Source organism: uncultured Veillonella sp. (genome assembly GCF_963522475.1).
GTDB lineage: Bacteria > Bacillota > Negativicutes > Veillonellales > Veillonellaceae > Veillonella.
In genome coordinates this window covers 101,522-125,915 of record NZ_CAUQYW010000001.1, presented here as the reverse complement: position 1 = coordinate 125,915, position 24,394 = coordinate 101,522, and the positions used below count along the sequence as shown (strand labels likewise).

The 24,394-nt window shown below is 36.7% G+C and carries 25 protein-coding genes; 18 read left to right on the top strand and 7 right to left on the bottom strand.

Features of this window, described 5'->3' with window-relative positions:
• Positions 1 to 175: 175 nt before the first annotated feature.
• The 5 genes from RWP19_RS00600 (at position 176) to RWP19_RS00580 (ending at position 5,595) form a co-directional block, all read left to right on the top strand.
• On the top strand, positions 176 to 778 hold the full coding sequence (locus RWP19_RS00600; protein WP_314356180.1) for a hypothetical protein: 603 nt from the start codon (positions 176 to 178) through the stop codon (positions 776 to 778).
• Positions 779 to 1,031: 253 nt separating this feature from the next.
• On the top strand, positions 1,032 to 2,303 hold the full coding sequence (locus tag RWP19_RS00595; protein WP_314356049.1) for a putative porin: 1,272 nt from the start codon (positions 1,032 to 1,034) through the stop codon (positions 2,301 to 2,303).
• A 137-nt stretch (positions 2,304 to 2,440) separates the two neighbouring features.
• The gene (locus RWP19_RS00590) at positions 2,441 to 3,046 is read left to right on the top strand and encodes a hypothetical protein (RefSeq protein WP_314356048.1); all 606 of its coding nucleotides are present in this window, start codon (positions 2,441 to 2,443) and stop codon (positions 3,044 to 3,046) included.
• 321 nt (positions 3,047 to 3,367) lie between these two features.
• On the top strand, positions 3,368 to 4,573 hold the full coding sequence (locus tag RWP19_RS00585; RefSeq protein ID WP_314356046.1) for an MFS transporter: 1,206 nt from the start codon (positions 3,368 to 3,370) through the stop codon (positions 4,571 to 4,573).
• Positions 4,574 to 4,710: 137 nt separating this feature from the next.
• Positions 4,711 to 5,595, top strand: coding sequence for a LysR family transcriptional regulator (locus RWP19_RS00580; protein WP_314356044.1), 885 nt, complete (start codon positions 4,711 to 4,713; stop codon positions 5,593 to 5,595).
• Here the strand turns inward: RWP19_RS00580 and RWP19_RS00575 are convergent.
• Both RWP19_RS00575 and RWP19_RS00570 read right to left on the bottom strand, forming a co-directional pair.
• Positions 5,592 to 6,209, bottom strand: a complete 618-nt coding sequence (locus RWP19_RS00575; protein WP_314356042.1) for a LysE family transporter — start codon at positions 6,207 to 6,209, stop codon at positions 5,592 to 5,594. The genes RWP19_RS00580 and RWP19_RS00575 overlap by 4 nt on opposite strands.
• Positions 6,210 to 6,344: 135 nt before the next feature.
• On the bottom strand, positions 6,345 to 7,385 hold the full coding sequence (locus RWP19_RS00570; RefSeq protein WP_314356040.1) for a YeiH family protein: 1,041 nt from the start codon (positions 7,383 to 7,385) through the stop codon (positions 6,345 to 6,347).
• A 343-nt stretch (positions 7,386 to 7,728) separates the two neighbouring features.
• Between RWP19_RS00570 and RWP19_RS00565 the strand changes: the two genes are divergently transcribed.
• The 4 genes from RWP19_RS00565 (at position 7,729) to RWP19_RS00550 (ending at position 12,728) form a co-directional block, all read left to right on the top strand.
• Positions 7,729 to 8,274 (top strand): carbonic anhydrase, encoded by a 546-nt coding sequence (locus RWP19_RS00565; protein ID WP_295208756.1) that lies wholly within the window; start codon positions 7,729 to 7,731, stop codon positions 8,272 to 8,274.
• Between the two features lie 662 nt (positions 8,275 to 8,936).
• Positions 8,937 to 9,689, top strand: coding sequence for a dethiobiotin synthase (bioD, locus tag RWP19_RS00560; protein WP_314356039.1), 753 nt, complete (start codon positions 8,937 to 8,939; stop codon positions 9,687 to 9,689).
• 104 nt (positions 9,690 to 9,793) lie between these two features.
• Positions 9,794 to 11,182 carry an adenosylmethionine--8-amino-7-oxononanoate transaminase gene (bioA, locus tag RWP19_RS00555; protein ID WP_314356037.1) on the top strand — a complete coding sequence of 463 codons (1,389 nt, stop codon included), beginning with the start codon at positions 9,794 to 9,796 and terminating at the stop codon, positions 11,180 to 11,182.
• Positions 11,183 to 11,387: 205 nt separating this feature from the next.
• Entirely contained in the window at positions 11,388 to 12,728 is a 1,341-nt protein-coding gene (locus RWP19_RS00550) for an anaerobic C4-dicarboxylate transporter (protein ID WP_314356036.1), read from the top strand.
• Positions 12,729 to 12,824: 96 nt separating this feature from the next.
• Here the strand turns inward: RWP19_RS00550 and RWP19_RS00545 are convergent, their stop codons facing one another.
• The 3 genes from RWP19_RS00545 to RWP19_RS00535 form a co-directional block, all read right to left on the bottom strand.
• The gene (locus RWP19_RS00545) at positions 12,825 to 13,235 is read right to left on the bottom strand and encodes a Fur family transcriptional regulator (RefSeq protein WP_295208768.1); all 411 of its coding nucleotides are present in this window, start codon (positions 13,233 to 13,235) and stop codon (positions 12,825 to 12,827) included.
• A 100-nt stretch (positions 13,236 to 13,335) separates the two neighbouring features.
• Positions 13,336 to 14,154: a metal ABC transporter permease gene (locus RWP19_RS00540; RefSeq protein ID WP_314356034.1), complete on the bottom strand. Its 819-nt coding sequence runs from the start codon at positions 14,152 to 14,154 to the stop codon at positions 13,336 to 13,338.
• Positions 14,147 to 14,932: a metal ABC transporter ATP-binding protein gene (locus tag RWP19_RS00535; protein WP_314356032.1), complete on the bottom strand. Its 786-nt coding sequence runs from the start codon at positions 14,930 to 14,932 to the stop codon at positions 14,147 to 14,149. Before RWP19_RS00535 ends, RWP19_RS00540 begins: the two co-directional genes overlap by 8 nt.
• A gap of 147 nt (positions 14,933 to 15,079) precedes the next feature.
• Between RWP19_RS00535 and RWP19_RS00530 the strand changes: the two genes are divergently transcribed.
• The 6 genes from RWP19_RS00530 to RWP19_RS00505 all read left to right on the top strand — a co-directional run bounded on the left by RWP19_RS00530 (position 15,080) and on the right by RWP19_RS00505 (position 19,370).
• Positions 15,080 to 15,985 (top strand): metal ABC transporter substrate-binding protein, encoded by a 906-nt coding sequence (locus RWP19_RS00530; RefSeq protein ID WP_295208774.1) that lies wholly within the window; start codon positions 15,080 to 15,082, stop codon positions 15,983 to 15,985.
• 117 nt (positions 15,986 to 16,102) lie between these two features.
• A complete protein-coding gene (gene fic / locus RWP19_RS00525; RefSeq protein WP_314356031.1) occupies positions 16,103 to 16,708 on the top strand; it encodes a protein adenylyltransferase Fic in 606 nt (201 codons plus the stop codon).
• A gap of 11 nt (positions 16,709 to 16,719) precedes the next feature.
• Positions 16,720 to 17,160 carry a hypothetical protein gene (locus tag RWP19_RS00520; RefSeq protein ID WP_314356030.1) on the top strand — a complete coding sequence of 147 codons (441 nt, stop codon included), beginning with the start codon at positions 16,720 to 16,722 and terminating at the stop codon, positions 17,158 to 17,160.
• 123 nt (positions 17,161 to 17,283) lie between these two features.
• Positions 17,284 to 17,967, top strand: coding sequence for a hypothetical protein (locus tag RWP19_RS00515; RefSeq protein WP_314356029.1), 684 nt, complete (start codon positions 17,284 to 17,286; stop codon positions 17,965 to 17,967).
• Positions 17,968 to 17,982: 15 nt separating this feature from the next.
• Positions 17,983 to 18,612, top strand: coding sequence for a hypothetical protein (locus RWP19_RS00510; RefSeq protein WP_314356027.1), 630 nt, complete (start codon positions 17,983 to 17,985; stop codon positions 18,610 to 18,612).
• Between the two features lie 149 nt (positions 18,613 to 18,761).
• On the top strand, positions 18,762 to 19,370 hold the full coding sequence (locus tag RWP19_RS00505; protein ID WP_314356025.1) for a hypothetical protein: 609 nt from the start codon (positions 18,762 to 18,764) through the stop codon (positions 19,368 to 19,370).
• Between the two features lie 59 nt (positions 19,371 to 19,429).
• On the opposite strand, the gene fliB is transcribed toward RWP19_RS00505, so the two are convergent.
• Complete coding sequence (gene fliB / locus RWP19_RS00500) at positions 19,430 to 20,326, bottom strand: flagellin lysine-N-methylase (RefSeq protein WP_314356023.1); 897 nt, start codon at positions 20,324 to 20,326, stop codon at positions 19,430 to 19,432.
• A gap of 159 nt (positions 20,327 to 20,485) precedes the next feature.
• Between fliB and RWP19_RS00495 the strand changes: the two genes are divergently transcribed.
• The 3 genes from RWP19_RS00495 (at position 20,486) to RWP19_RS00485 (ending at position 22,574) form a co-directional block, all read left to right on the top strand.
• A complete protein-coding gene (locus RWP19_RS00495; RefSeq protein ID WP_314356022.1) occupies positions 20,486 to 21,049 on the top strand; it encodes a peptidase in 564 nt (187 codons plus the stop codon).
• A gap of 515 nt (positions 21,050 to 21,564) precedes the next feature.
• The gene (locus RWP19_RS00490; RefSeq protein ID WP_314356020.1) at positions 21,565 to 22,137 is read left to right on the top strand and encodes a ribonuclease E; all 573 of its coding nucleotides are present in this window, start codon (positions 21,565 to 21,567) and stop codon (positions 22,135 to 22,137) included.
• Positions 22,138 to 22,295: 158 nt separating this feature from the next.
• A complete protein-coding gene (locus RWP19_RS00485; protein ID WP_295990745.1) occupies positions 22,296 to 22,574 on the top strand; it encodes a PepSY domain-containing protein in 279 nt (92 codons plus the stop codon).
• A 477-nt stretch (positions 22,575 to 23,051) separates the two neighbouring features.
• On the opposite strand, the gene alr is transcribed toward RWP19_RS00485, so the two are convergent.
• Positions 23,052 to 24,164: an alanine racemase gene (alr, locus tag RWP19_RS00480; protein WP_314356019.1), complete on the bottom strand. Its 1,113-nt coding sequence runs from the start codon at positions 24,162 to 24,164 to the stop codon at positions 23,052 to 23,054.
• Between the last annotated feature and the right edge of the window lie 230 nt (positions 24,165 to 24,394).

Genomic DNA, 24,394 nt, shown 5'->3' with positions numbered 1-24,394 from the left:
CTTAGCCCCTTGTATTGGTGAAAGCTTATGCTCACTACTGCAAGGGGCTTTTAATTTAGAATTATTCTTATAATAAATACCATCTATCGAATATAAGTAATCTACAAAATTCGATTTAAATGATAAACTATATCGTATAGATTAATTTTTAAATGTTGTTTTCGAGAGGTATATGATGGATCAAGTTACAACAAAACAGCAAAAAAGTATTTACCATATCTTTATATGGATTGCTGTCTTTTCTTTAATTATGATTGGTTTATTAGAGTGGGGTTACATTGCAGGCGGTCGTGCTTTTGGTAACTACAAGGTCTATACAGGCCTTGTGCCATGGTGTATATGGATTGTTATGACCTATTTAGCGACTCGCCCTAAATGGTTTACAAGCCGCTATAATTTAGATGATATGTATAAGGTACATCGTGCATTAGGTATATCAACTATGGCTGTTATTGCATTCCATTTATACCTCTATTTTGGTAAAGCTGCTAAATCAATCCTTGGTTGGTGGGGTGGTTATGTAGCTCTTACTTCTTTTAGTATTGCCACTATTTCTGGCCTTGCATTCTTAACACCAAAGTTGAGAAAGGTAACTGCATCTGGTCGAATAACAGGTATTTGGCTTCACCGCTTAAATCTTGTCGCATTAGTTGCTGCAGATATACATATTCATGGCTTTACACGAATTTCCAAAATGGTACCATTCCTTCAAGTCTTTGATATCGTTACATATGGTCTTGTGATTTACTGCATCTATTTGATGTTTAAAAAGAAATAATATGAATTTATAAAATCCCTTCTGTATAGTGCAGAAGGGATTTTTTAGTTATATTTTTATTCTTTAGGAAATAATATATTCTATATTATCAGTTTGACGCATAAATGATTGTGAGATTGATATACATTCTCTATTTACTCATATAATGAAAATTGATATTATTTTGATATTAGATATGATAATGATAATTAGAGTCATATATTCATTATCTATTCATTTTATTTTTTGTTATTATTCGTGTGTGAGGTTTATTATGATTAAACGTAAAATGACTAGTGTTTTTGCAGTAGCAGCTGTAATGAGTGTGACTACAGCTTTTGCTGTTAACCCATTTTCTGATGTTCCGTCCGATAGCTGGGCATACCAAGCGGTAGATCAATTGGCTACAGCTGGTATTATCAATGGTTATCCGGATGGTACTTTTAAAGGACAAAATAACATTACTCGTTACGAAATGGCTCAAATGATTGCGAAAGGCATGGCTAATCAAGATCGTGCTAATGCAGAACAACAAGCTATGTTGAATCGCTTGGCAGATGAGTTCTCCAATGAGTTGCATTCACTTGGTGTACGTGTAGCTAAATTAGAAGATCGTGTAGGCAATGTTAAAGTTACTGGTGACGCTCGTATTAATTATATCGGCAAAGAGGGAATCGATGGTTATGATTATGAGGATAAAATCACAGCCCGCGTGCGTTTAGGCCTTGATGCAAAGGTTAATAAAAATACATCTGTAAAAGCGCGTATTACAACAGGCTCTATTGAACTAGGTGATAGCTCTAAAGAAGCTCAAGCTAACTGGGATTTGGCATATGTAGAGCACAAATTTGGTAAAAATGTAGTCGTTGATGCTGGTCGTTATACTCAAAAGTTTGGTGGTGGCTTGATTTATAGCTCTAACTTTGATGGTGTCGGCGCTACAGCTAAACTTGGCAAAAAAGTGACATTAAATGGTGGATATGGTTACATGACTGCTGGCCGTTTTGCGAAGCTTTCTAAAGAAAATAATGGCGATGTGGGTATCGTGAATGCTAATGTAGCTGTAAATGAACACTTTAGTTTTGGTGGTATGCTTGCTCATATTGGTACGGCGAATGTACGTATGGGGAATGGCTTGAAAAATAATGACTTTGATAATGTATATGGTTTTAATGCAAAATACAATGTAGGTAAACTAGGTGTTCATGGTGAATGGGTAAAAGCATCTGGCTTAAGTGATTCTGATGTTTGGAATGTAGGTGCTAAATGGGGCAACTACAAAATTGATAAAAAGAACTCCTGGGAAGTAAGTTTAGATTACTACGATCAAGCTAAAAATGCACCGATCTTCAAAACACAAAAATATGAATCTAATGATTTACAAAAAACAACGCGTTTTGAAGGTTATAAAGCTTGGGAATTAGGTGCATCCTATGCGCCAGAGAAAAATATTGGTATTAATGCATACTATGGTTTTAATGCTAAAACACAAGATGGTAACCGTGTAAATGACTTCTATCGTGCAGATCTTAACTTCAAATTCTAATTTGAAAACATTGACTTGGATGTTAATATAATTAGTTCTAAGTAGAATGCTATAAGGTGAGAGTATTGTATTAGCATGCTACATTAGGCCAACTAGATATATACTGGTAGTTTGTATAAGAAATAGTGAGGTTTATTATGGCAGAAGTAGTAAAAAAACAGTTTAAGAGTAAATACCATATTTTAATATGGATTGCGGTTTTATCCCTAATATTTATGGGAATGGTAGAATATGGTTATGTAACAGGAGGTAAATCATTTGGTAACTGGAAGGTTCACTTAGGTCTTATTCCTTATGTTGCATGGCTTGTATTAACATATATTGCAACAAGACCAAAATGGTTTATCAAACGATATAATCCAAAAGAAATGTTTGAAGTTCATCGCATCGTAGGTATCGTTAGTGTTGTTCTTGTATGTGCACATTGGTATGTATACTTCTTGAAAGCATTGAAGTCCTTCTTAGGATTCTGGGGCGGTTATATCTCCCTTGGAGCCATGTTTATTGCTCTTATCTTTGCCGTATTGTACTTAACGCCTTGGGTAGGGAATATGGCAGAATCTGTATCTTGTAAAAAAGCAATCTGGATTCATCGTTTGAACCTTATTGCTATCATTGCAGCAAATATTCATGTTCATGGCTTTGGCCGTTTGTCCAAAATGATGCCATTCATTGTTGTTTTTGACGTATTAACATATGCACTTGTTATTTACTACATCTATTGGATGTTCAAGCAAAAATAATATGTTGTATATATTCTTTTTGTTATTATAAAAGTCGTATAATCATAGACATAAGAAGACCATCTCTATACTTTAGATGCATAGAGATGGTCTTTTTTCATTGTTTACGATACAATAATATTATTAGTATATATTCTATAGTTTTGTGTAAGTATATGCTAATAATTCATTCTAGTATATACTATTACATAATTTATCTAATGGTTTATATATGGTTATTATACTGTGTATCCTTAAAATTCATAAGCTTATATAGTATTAGTTTAATGTGTAATTGTATTGCAATATACAGACTATATAAAGCAAAGAAAGAAGGTCATTATGGATTCTTCTTGGAAACGAATTATCTATCTGATTTGTATTATACAAATTGGTGGGGGCATAACAATTATAGGGGTATTATCATTCCTTCCGTTATTCCTCGTAGAGCTAGGCCTACGTAATCCTGGCGAAGCTGCTATGTGGGCAGGTATTGTAGCTGGAGTTACTCCGTGTATGGTAGCACTCAGTGCACCGTATTGGTCACGTAAGGCAAATCAACTTGGTCCACGTAAGGTAATGATGTTTATTTTGTTTACTTTAATGGTTACAGTGGGGGCTTGTGCATTTACTCAAACTCCTACACAGCTATTAGTTTTAAGAATTTTACAAGGTGTAGTAGGTGGCTATGTACCCATTGGATTAGCTATTATTGTGCTTATAACACCTGAAGAAAAAGTACCATGGGCAATGGGGTTGTACCAAGCTTCTATGGTTATGGGGCTTGTCTTTGGTCCTCTCATGGGGGGATTAGCAGCGGATCTATTAGGCTATAGAGCGCCATTTTTTGTATTTTCCGGTTTGACTGGTATTTGTTTGTTAGGGATTTATTTTTTAATGCCTAATCTACAATTTAAACATAAAGTTGATGCTCAAGAATCCCAGATTTCTTTGATTAAATCATTTTTAATGATACCCCGAGTTCGTCTATTAGTGGCGATGCAGTTTTTATGTAATTTTGGTATTACCGGTATTGGGCCGATTTTGCCATTATATATTAAAAACTATATGGCTGTAGGTGATGAATTTGTTGCAACCATTGTTGGTGTTATTATTTTTGGCGCCGGCTTGTTTAGTGCTTTAGCATCAATCTCAATTGGTAAAGTAACGCAACGATTGACTATGCCTCGTATTATTTTTACTGCTACTTGGGCGGTAGGATCTTTATTTATTTTGCAATACATGATGCCTAGTATATGGGGGCTTGGTATATTTCGTGCTATGGCAGGTTTCTTTATGGGATTTATTACGCCAATAGCAAATACATTGATATCTAAGGCAGTTCCGATTGAACGTCGAGGTATTGTTTTTGGGGCTATATCCAGTGTAGCTATGATGGGAAATGTATTAGGACCTGTTATTAGTGGTGGTATTGCGCGTGCCTTTGGGTACGGTACTGTATTTTGGTCTACAGCAGCTATATTCTTTGTTGCTTCCTGGTTTATATATCGGAATTTAGTTATATCTCGTGAAAGTAGATCATCATAGAGACTTTATTTTTACTAAAAAAAGTAATAATTGTAAATATTGTGTGTAGGAAATGCCAATGAGAGGGGTTGGTATATGTTGTGAAGTAGATTAGTGGAGTAGGACTACTAACTATAGAGAGATGAGAGTGTACCATTATGTTATTAAAACAATTAGAGTATTTTGTATGTGTAGTAGATAATAATAGTTTTACTCAAGCTGCGACTGAACAATATGTGTCTCAATCTGCTATTTCACAACAAATCAAAGCTCTTGAAACGAGTCTTGGTGTAGAGCTAATGGTAAGGGAAAAGCGAAGCTTTTACTTAACACCAGCCGGACAATATCTATATCGGTCTGGGAAAAAGTTATTAGAACGTTTTCACGATATTAAGGTAGAAACAACTCGCATTGGTACAGATGCACGTGTCAGTTTACGCATTGGTTATTTAAATCGTTATAGTGGAATGGTTATGCAGCAGACTGTTATTCGTATGGCGAAACGATATAAAAACCTAGATATTCGTATGTATAGTGGTAGCCATGAAGAATTGTATGGCATGTTAGAGGATCACAGAGTGGATGTGATTTTTAATGATCAGTGGCAGGTTTTATCTGAGGACTATGAAAGCCATTTGATTGATAAGGCCACTACAGTTATAGAAGTGCCTCAAGGCTATACAACTGAAGGTAGTGTTGAAATTAAAACTATTGATGATTTACCTCTCATTTTAGTATGTCGTGGTAAATATACTTTGGCAGAGGAAGAACATTATCGTAAGGCTGTTGGTTATGCTGGTGCCTTTGCTTATGCTCGTACATTAGAAGAGGCTCGCTATTTGGTGGCAGGCCAGCAAGGGTTGTTATTATTAGACCGTTTTAAATATTTAACTGATTCTATGCCTGGCATTGAACGGAAAGTACTGACAAATCATGGGAAATCTATGGAGCGTAACTATTATTTTGTATCGCAACGAAATCAAAGTAATACCTATGTAGAGGCTTTTAGAGATCTGTTTAAACAAGTTTTAGCAGAGTTCTAATATAATACATCCTTTAACATCTTCATACCATCGATGAATAATTTGATACCATAAATGACAAGCACTGCACCACAAAAGCGGTTAATCCAAGCCATATGGGTAATTTTGATTTTTTTAGCTAGTAAATGCATAGTAGCGGCTAAGGCTCCAAACCATATTGGTGTCATTGCAAGAAACCCAATAAAGAAATAATATATGCTCTCCTTAGGAATATTAGCTTGAAAAGCACCTAGCATCATAGTAGCATCGAGGACTGCTTGCGGATTTCCCCAAGATACAGCAATAGCAGATACAATGATTTTACGAATTGGAATATTTGTATTTACATTGTGCATATCAGGGTCGGTCCTAAAGATATTAAATCCCATGTACACAATCAGTAGGCCTCCAAAGAGAAGTACAATTAGCTTGGTAATAGGCCATATTTCAAGAATAGCCCCAATACCAAAGAAAGCAGCTGTGCTGAGACTCATATCAAAGAGAGCTAGTATGATAAGAGTCAATATAATACGGCGTATGGGTTGTACTAACGCTGTATTAATAATAAAGAGGTTTTGCATGCCAACAGGGGCAAATGTTGCGAGACCGACAATAAGTCCTTGTAAGAAGTACATGTTAACCCTCCTAACTATGGTATGATAAAGTACTAATAAGGTGAATAGTAGCACGAAACCCCTCCATTACTGGAGGGGTTATTATTATTCTAACTATATACAATTATATCATAATAAAATAGGTGTGTATATTTCTTACCATAAACCAATCATATGTTGTGTCACAAGGCTGACTGCAGTGATAGCAATCCAACAACAAGCACCTAATGCAAGAGCAGAGCCACCAGATTTAATCAATTTTACGATGTTTGTGTTAAGACCGATAGCAACCATAGCCATGGTGATAAAGTATTTGGAAATCGTTTTGAACACGCTTAAGAATTGAATATCTATATTTGCATAGGATAATGCAGTAGTAATTAAAGAACAAATTACAAAGTATAAAACAAACTTAGGGAAAATTTTAGCGATGCTAACACTACCACCATCAGTTTGAGCAGCATTTTGTTTTGCTTTATATACTTGGTAACTAGCTAAACCTAAACAGATAGGAATAATAGCAAGAGTACGTGTTAATTTAACGATTGTTGCATATTCTAGAACTTGTGTACCAGTGCCTTTCATGCTATCCCATACAGCAGCAGTAGCTGTTACAGAGGATGTGTCATTTACTGCAGTACCGGCAAATAGACCAAAGCCCATATTGGAAAGGCCAATAGCGTCGCCAAATGGAGGGAATACAAAGGCAGCTACGACGTTGAAGAAGAATACAACAGAGATAGCTTGTGCAATATCTTGATCCTCAGCTTTGATAACTGGTGCAGCTGCAGCGATGGCAGAACCACCACAGATGGAGGAGCCTACGCCAATAAGTACGGCTGTATTAGAGTCCATATGAGTAAGGCGATAAATAATATAGGACACGATTAAAGATGTAGCGATGGTTGAAATAATGACAGGTAATGAAATCCAACCTACATGTAAAATTTGCGTAATATTTAAGCCAAAGCCCAATAAAATAACAGCCCATTGTAAAATCTTCTTGGATGTAAATCCAATGCCGGCGCCAGTTTTTTCGCGCTTCCAAGATGTGAATACAGAGCCAATAATTATACCTAAGATAATAGCAAAGATTGGACTACCGATTAGATGAAATTCAAGGCCTAATAGCCAACAAGGAATAGCGAGGACCGCACAGAGCAAAATGCCTGGCAGTGTTTTTTGATTGATACCCATTATAAAAACCTCCTTACTGTACATACAGTTCACGTCATATGTGGTATCATGTGGCGTTTCTTTTCTATGGTTTTAATAGTACCACATTAGGGGAATTAAAATCTACTAGTAATATAAGACAAATATACAATATATTCATCTTTGTAAATATTTAATAATTTTTAATAGAGTAAATGAATATTAATTATAAATATAGAGTTAATATGAAATTTATAGGGTCTTGATGAAAGAAAAGATTATAATTAATATTAATGAGTGATAAAAATCACTTGTTTTGCAGTGAATATATTGTATATAATGAATAGAATCTATTTTGTAGATAGAAAAGTAAATGAGGTACCCCATGATTGATATTAAAAAAATAATTGAAACTAATAAAGAATATGTGAAAAATCATCCTGAATTACCAAAGGCTGGATTAACAAGCCACCCTACAAAAAAACTAGGTATCGTAACATGTATGGATACGCGTTTAGTATGTATGTTAGAAGATGCATTAGGTTTTAACCGAGGTGAAATTATTGTCATAAAAACAGCGGGTAATAGTGTAACACAACCTATCGATAACATCGTACAAAGCTTGCTTGTTGCTACTTATGGTATGGGTATTGAAGACGTATTAGTCATTGGCCATGAAAACTGTGGTATGATTGACTTTTCTGCTACAACATTCATGGAATCTATGAAAGAAAAAGGTATTAGCGAAGATGCGGTTCGTATGATTGAGCCAGGCCTTATTGATTGGATGGATCGTTTCCATATCTCTGAAGACAATGTAATTTATACGGTTAACTTTTTACGTCATCATCCTCTATTCCCAAAAGGAATGGGATTCTATGGTGGCATGATGGATCCTGATACAGGCGAATTCCGTTATATTGAGATTTAGTGGTGGCCTCGATGGGGCCCCTCTACATAACTACATTTAGGTAAAAAAGAGTGATGACTAACCTCTACGCTCCAAAGCGAGCTAAGTCGCTAATCGGTTAGTCATCACTCTTTTTATAACTGTATTTATGAACTAGTCCCATCGAGTCTATTCATAAATCAATAAAACGAAATTCACTGTATCAAATAAGTAAGAGGAAAAAGTTATCGCCCTTTTTCCTGCTATACCTATGAATTAGTCCCATCAAATCTGAATGCCATTAACGAGTTAGCGTAATTTCGCAGTACTAAGAGGGGAAGAAAGGGAATGGCTTAGCCATTCCCTTTTCTTTTTCTTCATATAGCCAACCTATTATTATCGTATTCAAAGTGGCGGGGTATAACTCTATGGGACTAGTACGGTGATAATGTTATAAAAAGCAGTGTTCCTAAGCGAAGCGCGACTTAGCTCGCTTTGGAGCACGGAGGTTAGGAACACTGCTTTTTAATTAAAATGTAGCGATGTATCCGGGCCCCATAGAGTTATAACAATGTAAACTTGAATGGTAATAATAGGTTGACTATATATTCCTTTTAGCTGTATATTGTAGTTGGATTGTAAACCTATTCATATAAATTAGTTAACCTATGCGATGCTAAGTATTCGCTTGAGAGGAGCCGAGAATGAAGCAGTTAGGTATTTCTATAATTGGTACAGATACAGATGTAGGCAAGACATTTGTAACGGGTCTATTAGGGGCCATGGCTGTAGATGATGGATTCGCTGTCGGGATGGTTAAACCAGTGTCCTCTAGTGCAGTGCCTTTTGCTGAATGTGTAACGATGGATGAGGATAATTATAATGCAGAGCTTGAAAGTAAGGATGCTACTCATTTAATGCGTGCTACAGGAATTCCAGAATCTCGACGCCATGAGGTTAATCCTTATGCTATTGCAGGTGATTTTTCTCCTCGTTTGGCTGCAGAATTATCAGGTATAGAGATTGATTATAATAATGTGGTAACTCATACACTGGATGTTGTTAATCGCTATGATTTAACATTTGTAGAAGGTGCTGGTGGCATCACAACACCTCTCTCAGGAGATAAAACTTTTACGGATTTGATGAAAGATATTAAATTGCCAGCCATCGTTGTAGCTGATGGACGATTAGGCTCTATTAACCGTGCTATTTTAACTTGTGAATATGCGAAGAGGCATGGTATTGAGGTGAAAGCTATCATTGTCAACGATACAACTGCAGTGGATCCATTCTTGTTGAAAACAAATGTAGAGGATATGGAACGATACACAGGTATTCCTGTAGTGGCTGTTGTACCTCCATACCAAGGCCCAAATATTCAAAAGGTTCAACTTAATTGGGTTCGATTCTTTATTGATTCTAAGAAGGTATGGAATACGGTACTAGGCATATAATAATTAGATATTGTTATTTGATCTAGGCTAATCATTTATATCAATAGATTGTTATAGTAGTAGAGTATTATAGTTTGTAAAATTTGTAAGTATGAGGTAACAAAATGGCAGATAAACAGCTTTCACAAGCAGCAAAATGGGACCATGAGTTTGTATGGCATCCATTTACACAAATGCAAGATTGGTTAGCACAAGAACCAGTAGTAATCGAACGTGGTGAGGGTGTATACCTCATTGATGAGAACGGTAAAAAGTATTATGACGGCGTATCCTCATTATGGGTTAACATTCATGGACATAATCATCCTGTATTAAACCAAGCGTTGAAAGAACAAGTGGATAAAATTGCTCATAGTACATTACTGGGACTTGTAAGCCCACCATCGGCTCAATTGTGTAAAGAATTGGTAGAGCTCGCTCCAGAAGGTTTAAATAAAGTATTTTTATCCGATGATGGCAGTACAGCTATTGAGGTGGCTATCAAGATGGCGTACCAATACCGCCAACTAGTGGGACAAACAAAGAAAACTAAGTTCATTGCCCTCAACGCAGGCTATCATGGTGATACATTAGGGACTGTATCTGTAGGCGGTATCCAATTGTTCCACCAAGTATTCCATAATTTATTATTTAAACCGTTGACCTTGCCAAGCCCCGGAGTATATCGCGATGTAGCAGATCGAGATAAAGCTTTTGAAGAGTCTTTGGCTGAATTAGAACGTATCCTCAATGAAGAGGGTGATGAAATCACAGCTCTCGTTATGGAACCATTAGTGCAAGCGGCAGCGGGTATGCTAGTAATGCCTCATGGATACTTGAAACGTGTTCGTGAATTAACTGCAAAACATGATGTATTCCTCATTGTTGATGAAGTCGCTACAGGCTTTGGTCGTACTGGTAAATTCTTTGCTTGTGAGCATGAAGGGGTCGCACCAGATTTCATGACATTGTCTAAAGGTATTACAGGTGGCTATATGCCATTGGCGGCTACATTGACTACACAACGTGTCTTTGATGCATTTCTTGGTACATTTGAAGAAAAGAAAACATTCTACCATGGTCATTCCTATACTGGTAATGCATTGGCGTGTGCTGTAGCATTAGCTTCTTTGAAGGTATTCCGGGATGAAAAGGTTATTGAAGGATTACCTAAAAAAATCGAGGCTTTTACCAATGCATTGAAGCCAATTGAAAAATTGAAACATGTTAAAGAGGTCCGTCAACGTGGCCTTATTGTAGGGATTGAACTTGAAAAAGATGTGGCTACTCATGAAGCGTATCGTCCAAATGATGCGGTAGGGGCTAAGGTGGCAGTTCTTGCGCGTGAACAAGGGCTCATCTGCCGTCCGATCGGTGATGTAGTAATCCTTATGCCGCCATTAGCATCTACAGTAGAGCAGTTAGAGGATATGGTCCGCATTGTAGGTGAAAGTATCCAACGTGCCACAGAAGAGGAAGGAATTCTCGAGGATTTACGTCCAATCATTTTATAAAAAATTGAGGGTAATAATAGCTATATATGTCATGACTCTAAGATATAGAGATATAGAGTTATAGACATATATAGCTTTTTATATTTGGGGTCATGAGATTTTTATTAGGTCTTTAGACTATAGGATATAGACTATACATTGTGAAAATTCGATGATAATTTAGCATATCTATGATACTATATATGTTATAAAAGGAGGTCATCGTATGGACATTTATGTAATTATGCAAGTTATTATTTTATTTGGTGCCATTTTCCTTGGTGTTCGACTGGGTGGTATGGGCATCGGTTACGCTGGCGGCCTTGGTGTCGTGTTGTTAAGCCTTGGTATGGGTATGTTCCCAGGACAAATTCCTTGGGATGTAATACTTATTATTATGTCTGCTATTGCGGCTATTTGTGCTTTACAACTCGCTGGCGGCCTCGATTATTTGGTGCGTATTGCAGAAGGTATTTTGCGTAAAAATCCTAAGCATATTAACTACTTAGCACCAACAGTAACATATTTCTTAACTATATTAGCCGGTACTGGTCATACAGCATTCTCTATGATTCCTGTAATCGTAGAAGTGGCAAAAAGTGAAAACATTAAGCCATCTGTCCCATTATCCATCGCTGTTATAGCGAGCCAAATTGGTATTACTGCTAGCCCCGTATCTGCAGCAGTTGTTGCAATGAGTGGTTTTCTTGAGCCTTATGGTGTAAATTACCCTACATTGCTTGCTATTTGTATTTCTACAACATTTGTAGCGGTTATGATTACTGCCTTTATCATGTCTACCTTTGCAAATAATGACTTGTCTTCTGATCCGGTTTATCAAGAACGGTTAGCTGCAGGTCATGTGGCACCACCTCGTGAAAAAAGTGCTGATTTCCACTTAAAACCAGGTGCGAAAACTTCTGTATTGATTTTCTTGATTGGCATTATTTGTATTGTATTCTATGCGACTGCAATTTCTAAAAATATTGGTCTTATTGCGCCAGTTATTTTTGGTCGAAATGATGCTATTATCGGCTTTATGATGATTATTGCAGCAGCAATTACTTACTTCTGTAAGATTGATACAGCACAACTTGTTAATACTAGCACATTCAAATCCGGTTTATCCGCATGTGTCTGCGTATTAGGTGTAGCATGGTTGGGGGATACATTTGTAAAAGGACATATTCCTGAAATCAAAGCTCTTGCTTCTAGTATGGTCACAGCATATCCATTCTTATTAGCCGTAGCATTCTTCTTTGCTAGTACATTATTGTATAGTCAAGCGGCAACTACACAAGCATTGGTACCAGCTGTTATTCTGGCTCTTGGTATTACTCCAGAGAACCCAGGATCCGTATACATTATTATCGCATCCTTCGCAGCTGTATCTGCTCTTTTCGTATTGCCTACATACCCAACACTTTTGGGGGCTGTACAAATGGATGACACTGGCTCTACACGAATTGGTAAACTCGTATTTAACCATCCGTTCTTCATACCTGGCGTACTTGCCATTGCCCTCTCCGTAGCGCTTGGCTTTGTAGTGGCGCCGTTGATGCTGTAATTGGTGAAAGTTAAATAAGACTAATAAAATATAGTGATAAAAAGGACGTAACTTTCAAGTTACGTCCTTTTGCTTATAGCAATTTATTATATTACTTCATATTTTTTTATTCTTACATTTTTTACAGATGCCTGCAATTTCGAGATGGTGTTCCGTTACAGTAAATCCTGCCTCAATAAGTTCCTGAGGCATTTCTACAACAGGGCAAGTATGGAGGGGAATCATGGCCCCACAGTTTGTGCATACTGCATAATGTCGGTGCGTATGAGGTGTAATTTCATAATATGCCATATCGCTGCCCATCAGTGTTGTACGCGTAACGATTTCCTTTGTTTCTAACAGTTCAAGAGTACGATAGATGGTAGACATCCATGTAGTGCTACCATTACCTAACCTCTCTGCGATTTCGATGGCGGTAATGGGTTTATCTGTGTTCATTAATACGGACCAAATGGCTTCGCGTTGTTTTGTCTTTTTTATGCCTTCAGGCCAAGTTGTTGTATTCATAACTCTCTTTCGATTCTGTTTTAATACTAAGCTACTGTACACTTGTATAATTTTTTTGCTAATACATATCTGCCTAAATCTATTAATTATTGGTTTTTGTTTATTTGCTAAATTGCATACGGCGTAGAATGGTTCGAATATTCTTGATAATCAATACTACAAGTAAAATTGCTACGGATGTAAGGGAGACGAAACCACCTGGGGCTACATTAAGATAGTAGGAGCCGAATAGGCCGATTATCATGGCTAATAAACTAAATCCAATAGAGCAGAGCAAGGTTGTTCTGAAGCCTTTTTCTAGTTGTAGTGCCGACGCTACAGGTAGTGCGATCATAGCGCTCAATACGAGGACCCCTACGATTTTAATAGAAATAGATACGGCAGCAGCCATCAAGATGGCAAAGATATAGTTGATTAGATCTACCTTAACGCCGGCTACGCGTGCGGCCTCTTCATCATAGGCAATATAGAGAAGTGAGTTGTATAAGAAGTACAAGGTTAGAACAGATAATATTGTTAAGACTGCAATGCTAATCATATCTGTTGCATTTACAGTTAAGATACTGCCCAAAAAGAACACGTTGGCGTTAGCTTTTAACTTGCCTGAACTAATAAGGGTAATAGCGGTACCAATACTTAGTGATAATATAATTGTTAGAATTAAATCGAGATGGTGGGAAAAGTATTTCCTCAAGAACTCGATGAGGGCACCGCAGATAGCGGTAAAGATAAATGCTCCTAGAATAGGGTTTGTATTTGTTAATAAACCTAATGTAATACCTGCTAGAGATGCATGGCTCATGGTGTCGCCAATCATACTAGAACGACGAAGTACCATGAAGATACCAATACATGGACATAATAGAGAGATGCAGATGGCTACGAAGAAGGCATTTTGCATGAAATCATAACTAAACATGGCGCACCTCCTTAGTGGTAGTATCATCGACCTGAGCCTGAGCCTGAGCCTGAGCCTGAGCCTGAGCCGAAGGCCTTACGTCTGTAAAACAAGCACAGTTTTCGTGTTCTATCGGATTACGACCTGTACTATGCATAATTTCGCTAGCATATTGCTCAGGGGAGCAAAGGTGACCTTGGCCATTTGCAATGTGGTAGATATTAGTTGAGTTAGATAGAGCCATTTCAAGGTTATGCTCTACAGATATAATTGTAATATGGTGTACTTGATTTAACTCTCGAAGGAGGCCATAAATACCTTCTTGACTCTTTCTATCGATACCTGTAGATGGCTCGTCAAGGATGATAAGCTCAGGACTACCAATTAGGGCACGAGCGATAGATACGCGCTGTGCTTGTCCCCCTGAAAGCTTACCAATCAATCTATCTTTAAATTCTGTCATATTGGTAAGCTCTAATACGCGATCGACCTCATGTTTGTCTTTAATTTTTAGTAATTTACGGTAAGAATCGAGAATTTCTTTTACCGTAATAGGAAATCCTGCATGAGAGAAATCATTCTTTTGAGACACGTAGCGAATGTTGTTTGTATCTCGCTTGATAGAACCTTTTACAGGTGTCAGGAATCCTAAGATGAGACGTAGAAGGGTACTTTTACCAGACCCATTGTCCCCAACGATGGATATATAATCACCACTGTGAATATGTAAGTTTAGGTCATTCAACACATAAGGTGGCTGACCTTGATAAGAAAAATAAAGATGTTCAATAGATAACATATAAAAACCACTTTTCTAATTGACAAAATCTTGAGTAAGTTTATACTATAACTATATTATAAATGCAACTGAGTCGCAACTGCAATTATAGAATGATTAGTATTCTATGAATGCATAGTGCTCAGGATTTCACAAAGGAGGACTACGATGGTCAAGAAACTGGTTTTGTTAATGATAGGCATTATGATGGCTGCGTTATTTGCAGGCTGTGGTAATGATGCACCGAAGGAACAAGCAGGTAAGAAGATCCAAGTGGTAACAAGCTTTAATGCAATGGCTGAATTTACAAAGGCTATTGGCGGTGACAAGGTAGAGGTATCTACTATTATTCCAGATGGCGTAGAGCCACATGATTTCGAGTTGAAACCTGAAAATATGAAACAATTGGCAACGGCTCAAGTATTCGTGTACAATGGTTTTGGCATGGAACCTTGGGCACAACAAGCGATTGATGCAGCTAAAAATAGTAAACTTATCACTGTTGTTGCTACAGATGGCATAGAAGCTATTAAAAATACTGATCCTGAAGAAATCAAAGAGCATGGTGCCGAAGATCCTCATGCTTGGTTATCTTTGAAAAATGCAAAAATTGAAGTGAAAAATATTAAAGATGCTTTAGTTAAAGCTGATCCAGCTAACAAGGACTACTACGAAAAGAATTACAATGATTATGTAGCTAAACTTGATGCAATGATTAAGAAATATGAAGGTCAATTGGCACAAGCTCCTCATAAAAACTTTGTTACTGGCCATGCAGCATTTGCATACTTATGTCGTGATTTTGGTTTGGAACAAAACAGTGTAGAAGATGTATTTGCTGAAGGCGAACCAAATGCAGCGCAATTGGCAGAACTTATTAAATACTGTAAAGAAAACAATATCACTACTATCTTCGCGGAAGAAATGGCTAGCCCAGAAGTATCCAAGACTTTGGCAAGTGAAGTTGGTGCTAAGGTAGAAACTATTTACACAATTGAAAGCAATGAAGATAACAAGACATACTTAGAACGTATGGATGAAAACCTTACAAAAATTGCAGCATCTTTAAAATAAGATGAACGAAAAGCAGCCCTAAAAGGGCTGCTTTTTATTTTGTATGCTATGTTAGTTTCAACTAAAGTTTAACGAATATAGTATAATATATATTACGAGATAAAAAGGAGGGCCAATATGGTTATTACTAATAAATTAGGCATTACTGATTCTCCTACTTTGGCTAGAGAAGAAGAACGAATAAGTAAAAAATCTGCGACTAGATTATTTGAGCAGAACCTACTTAATAACATGTCTAGTGGTACTTGGACTACATTACAAGACATCCATAAGGTATTATTTCAAGATATATATGATTTTGCTGGTGAGCTACGTACTGTAAATATTTCTAAAGGGAACTTTCGTTTTGTTCCTGTTATGTATCTATCTGAAGCGGTTAAAACTATTGAATGCATGCCACAAAATTCATTTGATGAAATTGTAGAGAAGTATGTAGAAATGAATGTGGCTCATCCTTTTAGAGAGGGTAATGGACGTAGTATGCGTTTGTGGCTTGATCATATGCTTTGTGTTGAACTACAAAAAACTATTGATTGGAGTCAAGTTGATAAGGAAAAATATTTATCCGCTATGGAGCGCAGCCCTGTAAATGATTTAGAAATTAAAGCTGTATTAGGGGAGGCACTTACTGACGATATCAATAATCGGCAACTATTTATGAAAGGGCTTGACCATAGTTATTACTTTGAGGGGTATCAATTATTTAAGAGTGAGGATTTATAAGGTATAGTATTATGAATGGTTTGTTTGGTCCTTATATAGAAAAATGGATGCATTTAATCACCATTAAAAATATGTTATTACTAGCTATTGGATCTCTAATTATAACTGGTTTGGGTTTATCCATATTGATGTTGCTTTTCCCAAAGAGTCCATTTTTTAAAACTCTTATTTGGGAGGTTATCAGTCCTGTAGAACTTGAGGTAGTTTCTATTATTGGCTATGTACTTGGAATTGCAGTATTTATTCTTGTAACCTCTGGTATTTTATATGGTGTTTTTAAGGTGTTTAAGGGGCAAGTTACCTATAAGCAACTAGTGGCAGACTTGCTTTTGAGTAACTGTATTGCCAGCTGGATTCATCTTTGGTGCTGGAGGTATTATGTTATTCATGACAACTTAAATACATATGTAATTGAAAGCAAGGTATGTATATACCTTGCTTTTGTGTTATAATAATGAACAGAGTATGAATTAAAAATAAAATTATTGTTATAAATTCGTAATCGTTGTGTTGTGTGATGCATCATTCAAATATGAATGGTGCTTATTCTTGTTGTATAAAAGGTGGTGAGAGGTATGATGGCAGGTTTAGTAGAGTTCGTATACCGCTTATTAAACCCCATTGAAGAAAAAAATCCACGAATGTATCACTATGATGTTACCTATGGACAGCTTGCTTGGATGCTCGTATTGACACTCATATGCTATCAATTTACCATCGTCGGTGAAAGTGTATATTTAGATGCTATACGAGCTTTGCTACGCAACTCATCATTATTAGTGAAGTGGCAAATGTTTTCGCTTCCCGTAGGTCAACATGAGATACAAGTCTTTTTTGAACAATTAAGTAAACCTCGTGAGTTTTGGAATATAGGTCGCTTTACATGGATCATTTTAAAAGCGGCTCTCGTGTCTGGCATCGTTATCGGTTATGCAATATTACAAAAACGTAAGTTTTACGTTCGTAGCGTAATTACTGGAGTCTTACATATGATGGCTTTTGCTCAATTAGTTGTAGCTATGATTACCCTTACTGCAGGTATTATGTTGATTCTTACGACCATACCAATTCTGCTACAAGCCATTATTGGTTTTTGTATGATTGTATTATGCATTCTTGGTACTGTATTGTTATTACAGACTATGGGACGTATTGCGGGGGCTTGTATTAATGGTAGTGCTTATGAAGGACTCAGCATCATGTTACTTGCCATTCTAGTGGCTTTGTTGTGTGAAGTACTATATACATTAACTCGATAACATATAAGGAGCATTATGACTTGGTTTAAGGATATATTACATTTATTTACGAAATTGAGTGATCAATCCTTTCAAAATATTATTAGAAATGGAACGTATGCTCGTGCTATTTTAAATCTCGTAACATCTACAGTTGTATTATATGTAATGACCTATATTTTGCCTTTGCTAGTGAAAGCAATAGCTCCTGTATTAGGGATAAAGCGGATGACTGGGTTAACACATTTTGATATAGTGAGTGCCTTTGGGAATGGATCGTTTTTAATTTTTCAGATTATCCTAGGCGCTTTTGTTATCTGGCGATTACTTTTATTGTTGGGTGGCACAGGCACCTATACCGGAGTGATGCGAAACTATATTTATGGCTTAGCTTATACAAATGCACTTCGTACTGTAGTATTGATGTTGATTCATATAGTGGGACTCATATTGTTCTACTTATCTATGCCAAAGTATGTAGGAAATATGGCCTATCTTGTTACCATGTTTAGTCAGTATTACGCTGTCTTTATTGGGGCTCAGCTCATGCGGCGATATGTTAGACTCGGAATCATTAAAACGTATATTATCATGTTTGTTGTAGCTTTATTATCTGTATCTGTCTTGCCTCAATGGATCCACTTCGTTCATATGTTAGTTAAATGATATAAGGCATAAAATCAAGTATAACCGCAAGATGATAGTCTTGCGGTATTTTTTTGTTTTAATTTATATTAAAATTGATTATATATAATTTAAAACTGAAAATATATGATATAATTAATCTCATAGTATAGTTGAGAGCGGAGTTAGTTATGGATACGACATTTTTACAAGAAATATCCCTGCTGGTGCGTTCACCGAAGAAGGGAATCGATGAAATTTTCTGGTTTGGTACCTTGGAAAAGGGTATAAAAGCTGGTCTTGCAGGTTGGTGTGCCACCCATATTTTAGGCTTTGCTTTAGGCATTGTACTGTTACCATTGGCCATGACTTTTGGAGGTTTTTTATTTGGCTTTATACCTGCGGTATATGGCATATTCTCTATATTACGAGAAATTATAGGCTTAGGAATTTATTGGTTTATAGGTAGCTTTATTCTGTGGAAATTACTCAGTGTTCTTTTAGAACGTGAGTTTGATTTTAAGCAAGTATTAATGGGAACTGCTTATGTGGAAGGCTATACAGGAGCACTTGGATTAGCATTAATTTTGGTATCTATTATTTTTATTTATATTACGCCATTTTTAATGATTTTATTAGTTCCGCTAGCATTAGCTTATGTTTGTGCCGTTCTTTATGTGGCCGTTATGCTTTTATCTCGTATTATGAAAGTAGAGCCACTTACGGTAGGAATTGTTTATGTGATATTATTTATTATTAATCTTTTATATAATTGGATTATGCGTATGCTCTTTGCATAACTATAATAAAGACCTCCTAGCTAAGGCTAGGAGGTCTTAGTATTTATATGGCATTACATTTATTTGTCATAGTATTGTAATAGCAATTCTACATTATCCTCATCGTATTCAATTTGCTGAGACCATCTTGCTATTTGTTTGAGTACTAAACCGTCTGTGGCACTTGTCATCAATATATACTCTACAGCATCTTTTGCGTAGGAGCAGATGGCTTCTAAAGAATAGTCTGCTAGCATATCGATTTGACGATATAAGATATATTGGAATACTTTATTGAATAGTCCCATATCGTGAGTAGAAATATAGGTTTGTACAGAGGCAATGAGTTTATCTATGTCATGAGATAATACATTGATTTGTGTAGTCCATTCTTCATCAATCGGCTCTGTTGTGCCATATAGTTCTAATAGTTCTGTATAATACTGTGCATCAGGGTTTGGGGTATATTGGAACCGTGCTGAATCTATATCGAAAGCTAATAGCTCAAAGACATTATGAATGCCTAGCCGTTCATTGGGACTGAATTCACCGTCATCATCCTCAATGGTAAATATGACCTGATTAGACTGCGTATCTTCTGCGAGAAGTTTTACTGATGCTTCACAGGATAAACCAACGCCACATAGCTCGAGATCTTCAATATATTTATAAAACCGCGGATGCATGTGACATGTATCGCAAAGACCTTCTTCACCCAATTCGAGGACGACTTTACAGAGTCCTTGTTCGTTGAGTAATGGACACATCGGCTGCTTTTTAGAAAATATAAAATGGCTACCTTCATCATCGACAGTGATAGCTTGGCGTAAGCTTTCACCAAGAGAACCCGTCATGGTATGATAGCGTTTAGCAGTGGTTTCGTCGATATCGATGGTCCAAAGTTGACAACATGTATTTTCACATCTATCCGCCTTGCATTGAAATGTGTGATATATAGTAGGGTATATTGAAATCATAATCGTCTCACTTGTAGGTAAAAAATTTGTTCTACGTGCATTGTATCATAGGGTACTTGTCTATGCATTAATATTATAAATAAAGATTCATAAACCGTGTCTATTTAGTGTATAATTGTATATATACTGTATGGTCCTGTTTGAGAGATGGAGGAGCCTATGAAATCCTTATTTGTAAAAGGTAGCCTTGTATTAGCCTTGGCAGCAGTTTTTGGTATGCCAAATGTAAGTGCAGCTCCATTAGTAGCTGTAGAGCCAACTGTTGCAGTTGTTGATGGAAACCATGCAGCGATTGTAGGTGCTAATGGTTTATTAAATGCATTTATTCAAAATCATCCGAATGCAGCTATTACTGAAATTACTTTTGATGCGGATGGTGGTCAAATTAGATATGATGTAGACGGTTTTGATGAAAGTGGCAAATATGAGCTCACTTATATCTATGCAACAAATCAAATCTTTGAGAAACGTGAAGGTGACTTCCATAAATCATTAAAGAAAAAATCCTTTGATCCGCGTGAAATCTTACCACCAGCTGCGGTAGTTAACTTTGCGTATGCGCAAACACAAGGTAAAGCGACAAGCCTTAATGCGTGGTCTGTACAGTATGATAAAGGTAAAATAGTATATAAAGTTAGCTTTGGTACAGAAGGTGATAAAGAAGTCGCTGTACGTATTGATGCAATGAATGGTACTTTATTATCTGTTAAATTTGATGACTAAACATTAGCATGATTAGTAAATACAAATTAATAGTTGAACGTTTATTATTTTGAATATAAGAATTAAACTCCTTAAAATTATCTTTTTTTAGTAAATGATAGTTTTAAGGAGTTTTTTTGTGAAAGTTTGCTCATGAAAAAGCAGATTTATATTGTGAGAATTTGAATGAGAGGCTACGGTTCCTTTATATATGGGAAAAATAACTTTTTAAATTTGGTTCATAGAATAATTAATTGTAAATTGAATACTATAGAATTTCGTTGAAATTACATATAAATTCATTTTATCCTCACGCCAAAATAAGCTAAAGCATTAAGTTCTACATTTTTATTTCATAGATTATCGATAATATGTATCAAGTCAAAAGACAGAACTCAAATATATCGGGACTTTTCCAGACTATATATCTACAGTCCATGCTAGATATATGTTTTGGATCTATAACGATGACACCGAGTTGGTTAGAAGTATATATGCGGAAGTTTGCATATGTATGAATTATCAAGGAGGATATTATGAAAAAATCTATTTTGAAAAGCAGTATTGCTTTAGCAGTAGCTGGCGTATTTGGTGCTACTGTAGCAGTAACAGCAGCTGAACCAGCAACACCAGTTTCTGCGACTCAAGAGGTAGCAACTACTGCAGCTCCTGTAGTACAACCTGCTACTCATCAAGTAGTTCCTACAATTCAAGTGACTCCAGCAGCTAAAGGTACTACACCAGTTCCAATAGCAACTCAAGATGTAAAAGCTCCAGTTGCTCAAGACACTGTAGTCCCAGCAGCAGCTAATCCTGCAGCAGCAACTCCTGCAATCGAAACTGCAGCTGTTGCAAACGCTGCTACTGAAGCTAAAGTAGTACGTACAGCAGATAAAAAAGTAGAAGCTAATAAAGCCGAAAAAAATACTAAAAAAGCGCAAGCACACAAAGCGCCTAAAGTAAAAGCGGACAAAGCAGTTAAAGCTGATAAAGCTGTAAAAGAAACTAAAGCAGTAAAAGCAGATAAAAAAGAAACTACTAAAGAGGAAAAAAAAACTCTAAAAGTGGAAAATCACAACCTAGCACAACAAGTAAGCAAGCAGGCGTAATCGACCAAAATAGTATTTTCGTAATTGGTGCGAATTATTTAATCGATCAATTTGAAAATAAATATGGCGACTCTAAGATTACTAATGTATCCTTCAAAACTGCCGATAAAACTGCTATTTATGAAGTAGACGGTTTCAATACTAGTGGTGCCCATTCCATGACTCTAGATGTGGCAACTGGTAACGTTACTGAAGGTACTCCTAAAGCATATGATGCATCTATGGAAGCTAGTGCTATTGATGCAGGGACTGTGTTACCTCCACATGTGGCAATCAATGCAGCCTTCACACAAACTGGCAATGTAGCAACTGGTATTAACTCTTGGTCTGTAGTAAACCAAAATGGTAAACCTATATATACTGTAGAGTTTCATGATGCACAAAATAAACCTGTATCCATCGTATTGGATGCTAAAACAGGTATGGCAGTAAAATAAGCTAATCCTTAGCCTATCCTACTGTAAAGCACCCCTTTTAATACACGAACACTAAACACACAAAACTATACACACATACACAATACACTTACACACACAATAAACAATTACACACACGCAGCCCTCTGGATTGGATAGACACACATTGACTCTCTCCTATGCCGTCTGTCGTCCAGAGGGCCCCTTATGCATTGTGGTTCCCTCCCAATCATAAGATTATATACTTGGTATATAATACTCTCTCTCACAATAAGAACGTAACTGCTTTACAGTACGCTAGGTATAGGAGAGCAGGAAAGTCCGTAATACATGTAGACCGCTGCATGTATTACGGGCTTTTTTCTATATAATTTAATATAACTATGTATGACATAAGGTCCATAAGTATTGAGAATTAAAAAAAGCGCAGATGTTGTAATATATATCTACGCTTGTGCTTATATGGAGTTTTTAAATATAGTATTTATATTCAGTGTTTTATATGTATTGTCTAGGTACGCGATCTGAGAAACCACAGAAGATTTCGTAAGGTATCGTAGATGCAAGCGCGGCAATCTCTAAGGCAGAGATGCTTTCATGACCTTGAGAACCTAAGAGCACAACCTTGTCACCAGGTTGTACAGTGATTGTCTCTGGAACGGATACCATGAATTGGTCCATACAAATGCGGCCCACTACAGGACAACGTGTACCATGAATGAGGACAGTACCACGGTTGGATAAGCTTCGAGGGTATCCATCTGCATAGCCTACAGGAATCGTAGCGATTGTCATTGGTTCCGGTGTTACATAGGTAGAACCATAACCGATACCTTCGCCCGCTTTCAAGTGCTGTACATGAACTACTTCGCTATGGAAGGAGAGGACTGGTTTCAAACCCAATCGGTTTGGCACATCAAGGGAGGGCATAATACCGTATTGAATGATGCCAGGACGTGCATCGGTGAACAAGCTATCTTTTACGGATAACAAGCCAGCACTATTGGCAAGGGAAAAGCGATAATCCGCATCAGGTCTAAATGAACGAATTTCATCGACCATTTTATGAAATTTTTGCGCCTGACCATGAGCATGGCTTTGATCAGCTGCATCGGCATTACTCATATGAGAAAAGAAGCCGTCTACCTCAAGATTTTCGAAAGACTCAACGCGTTTGATAAACTCAACAGCATCTTCAGGCTTGATACCAATACGATGCATGCCTGTATCAACAGCGACTGCAACGCGGATAATCATATCGTGATTTTCTGCTACCTTGTCGAGTGCTTCTAAATCAGTAGATTCACATACAGCAGGAATAGAGTTAGTGTCTGCTACAAGCTCAAATGATTGGGGGCGTGTGAGACCTAGTAGATAAATTGGTACCATAATCCCTGCATTGCGAAGTGGAACAGACTCTTCAGGAATGGCAACGGCTAAGGATTCATAACCTTCTTCAACGGCAATACGGCCCATCATAATACTGCCATGGCCATAGCCATTGGCCTTGATAACAGCGGTAGATGTGCTCCACTCCGGTAAACTATCTTTAATTTTGCGCAAGTTCTCGCGAACGAGACTTGTATTTATGGTCAAATAGGTAGGTCTCATGGTATTCCTCAATTCTATATAACATTACTTTTATTTTATAACTTTTGGGGAATTACACAATACTTTTGTGAAAGATTTATACAGAAATATTGATTTTATTTTGAATTTTATAGCTTTTCTGCATATATTATATACAATAATTGTGAAAGTATACTAATAGATAGGTCACATTATTGATAGCGGGCATTATAATATTTATGGTTTAAATTACATAAATAATAGTATAATCT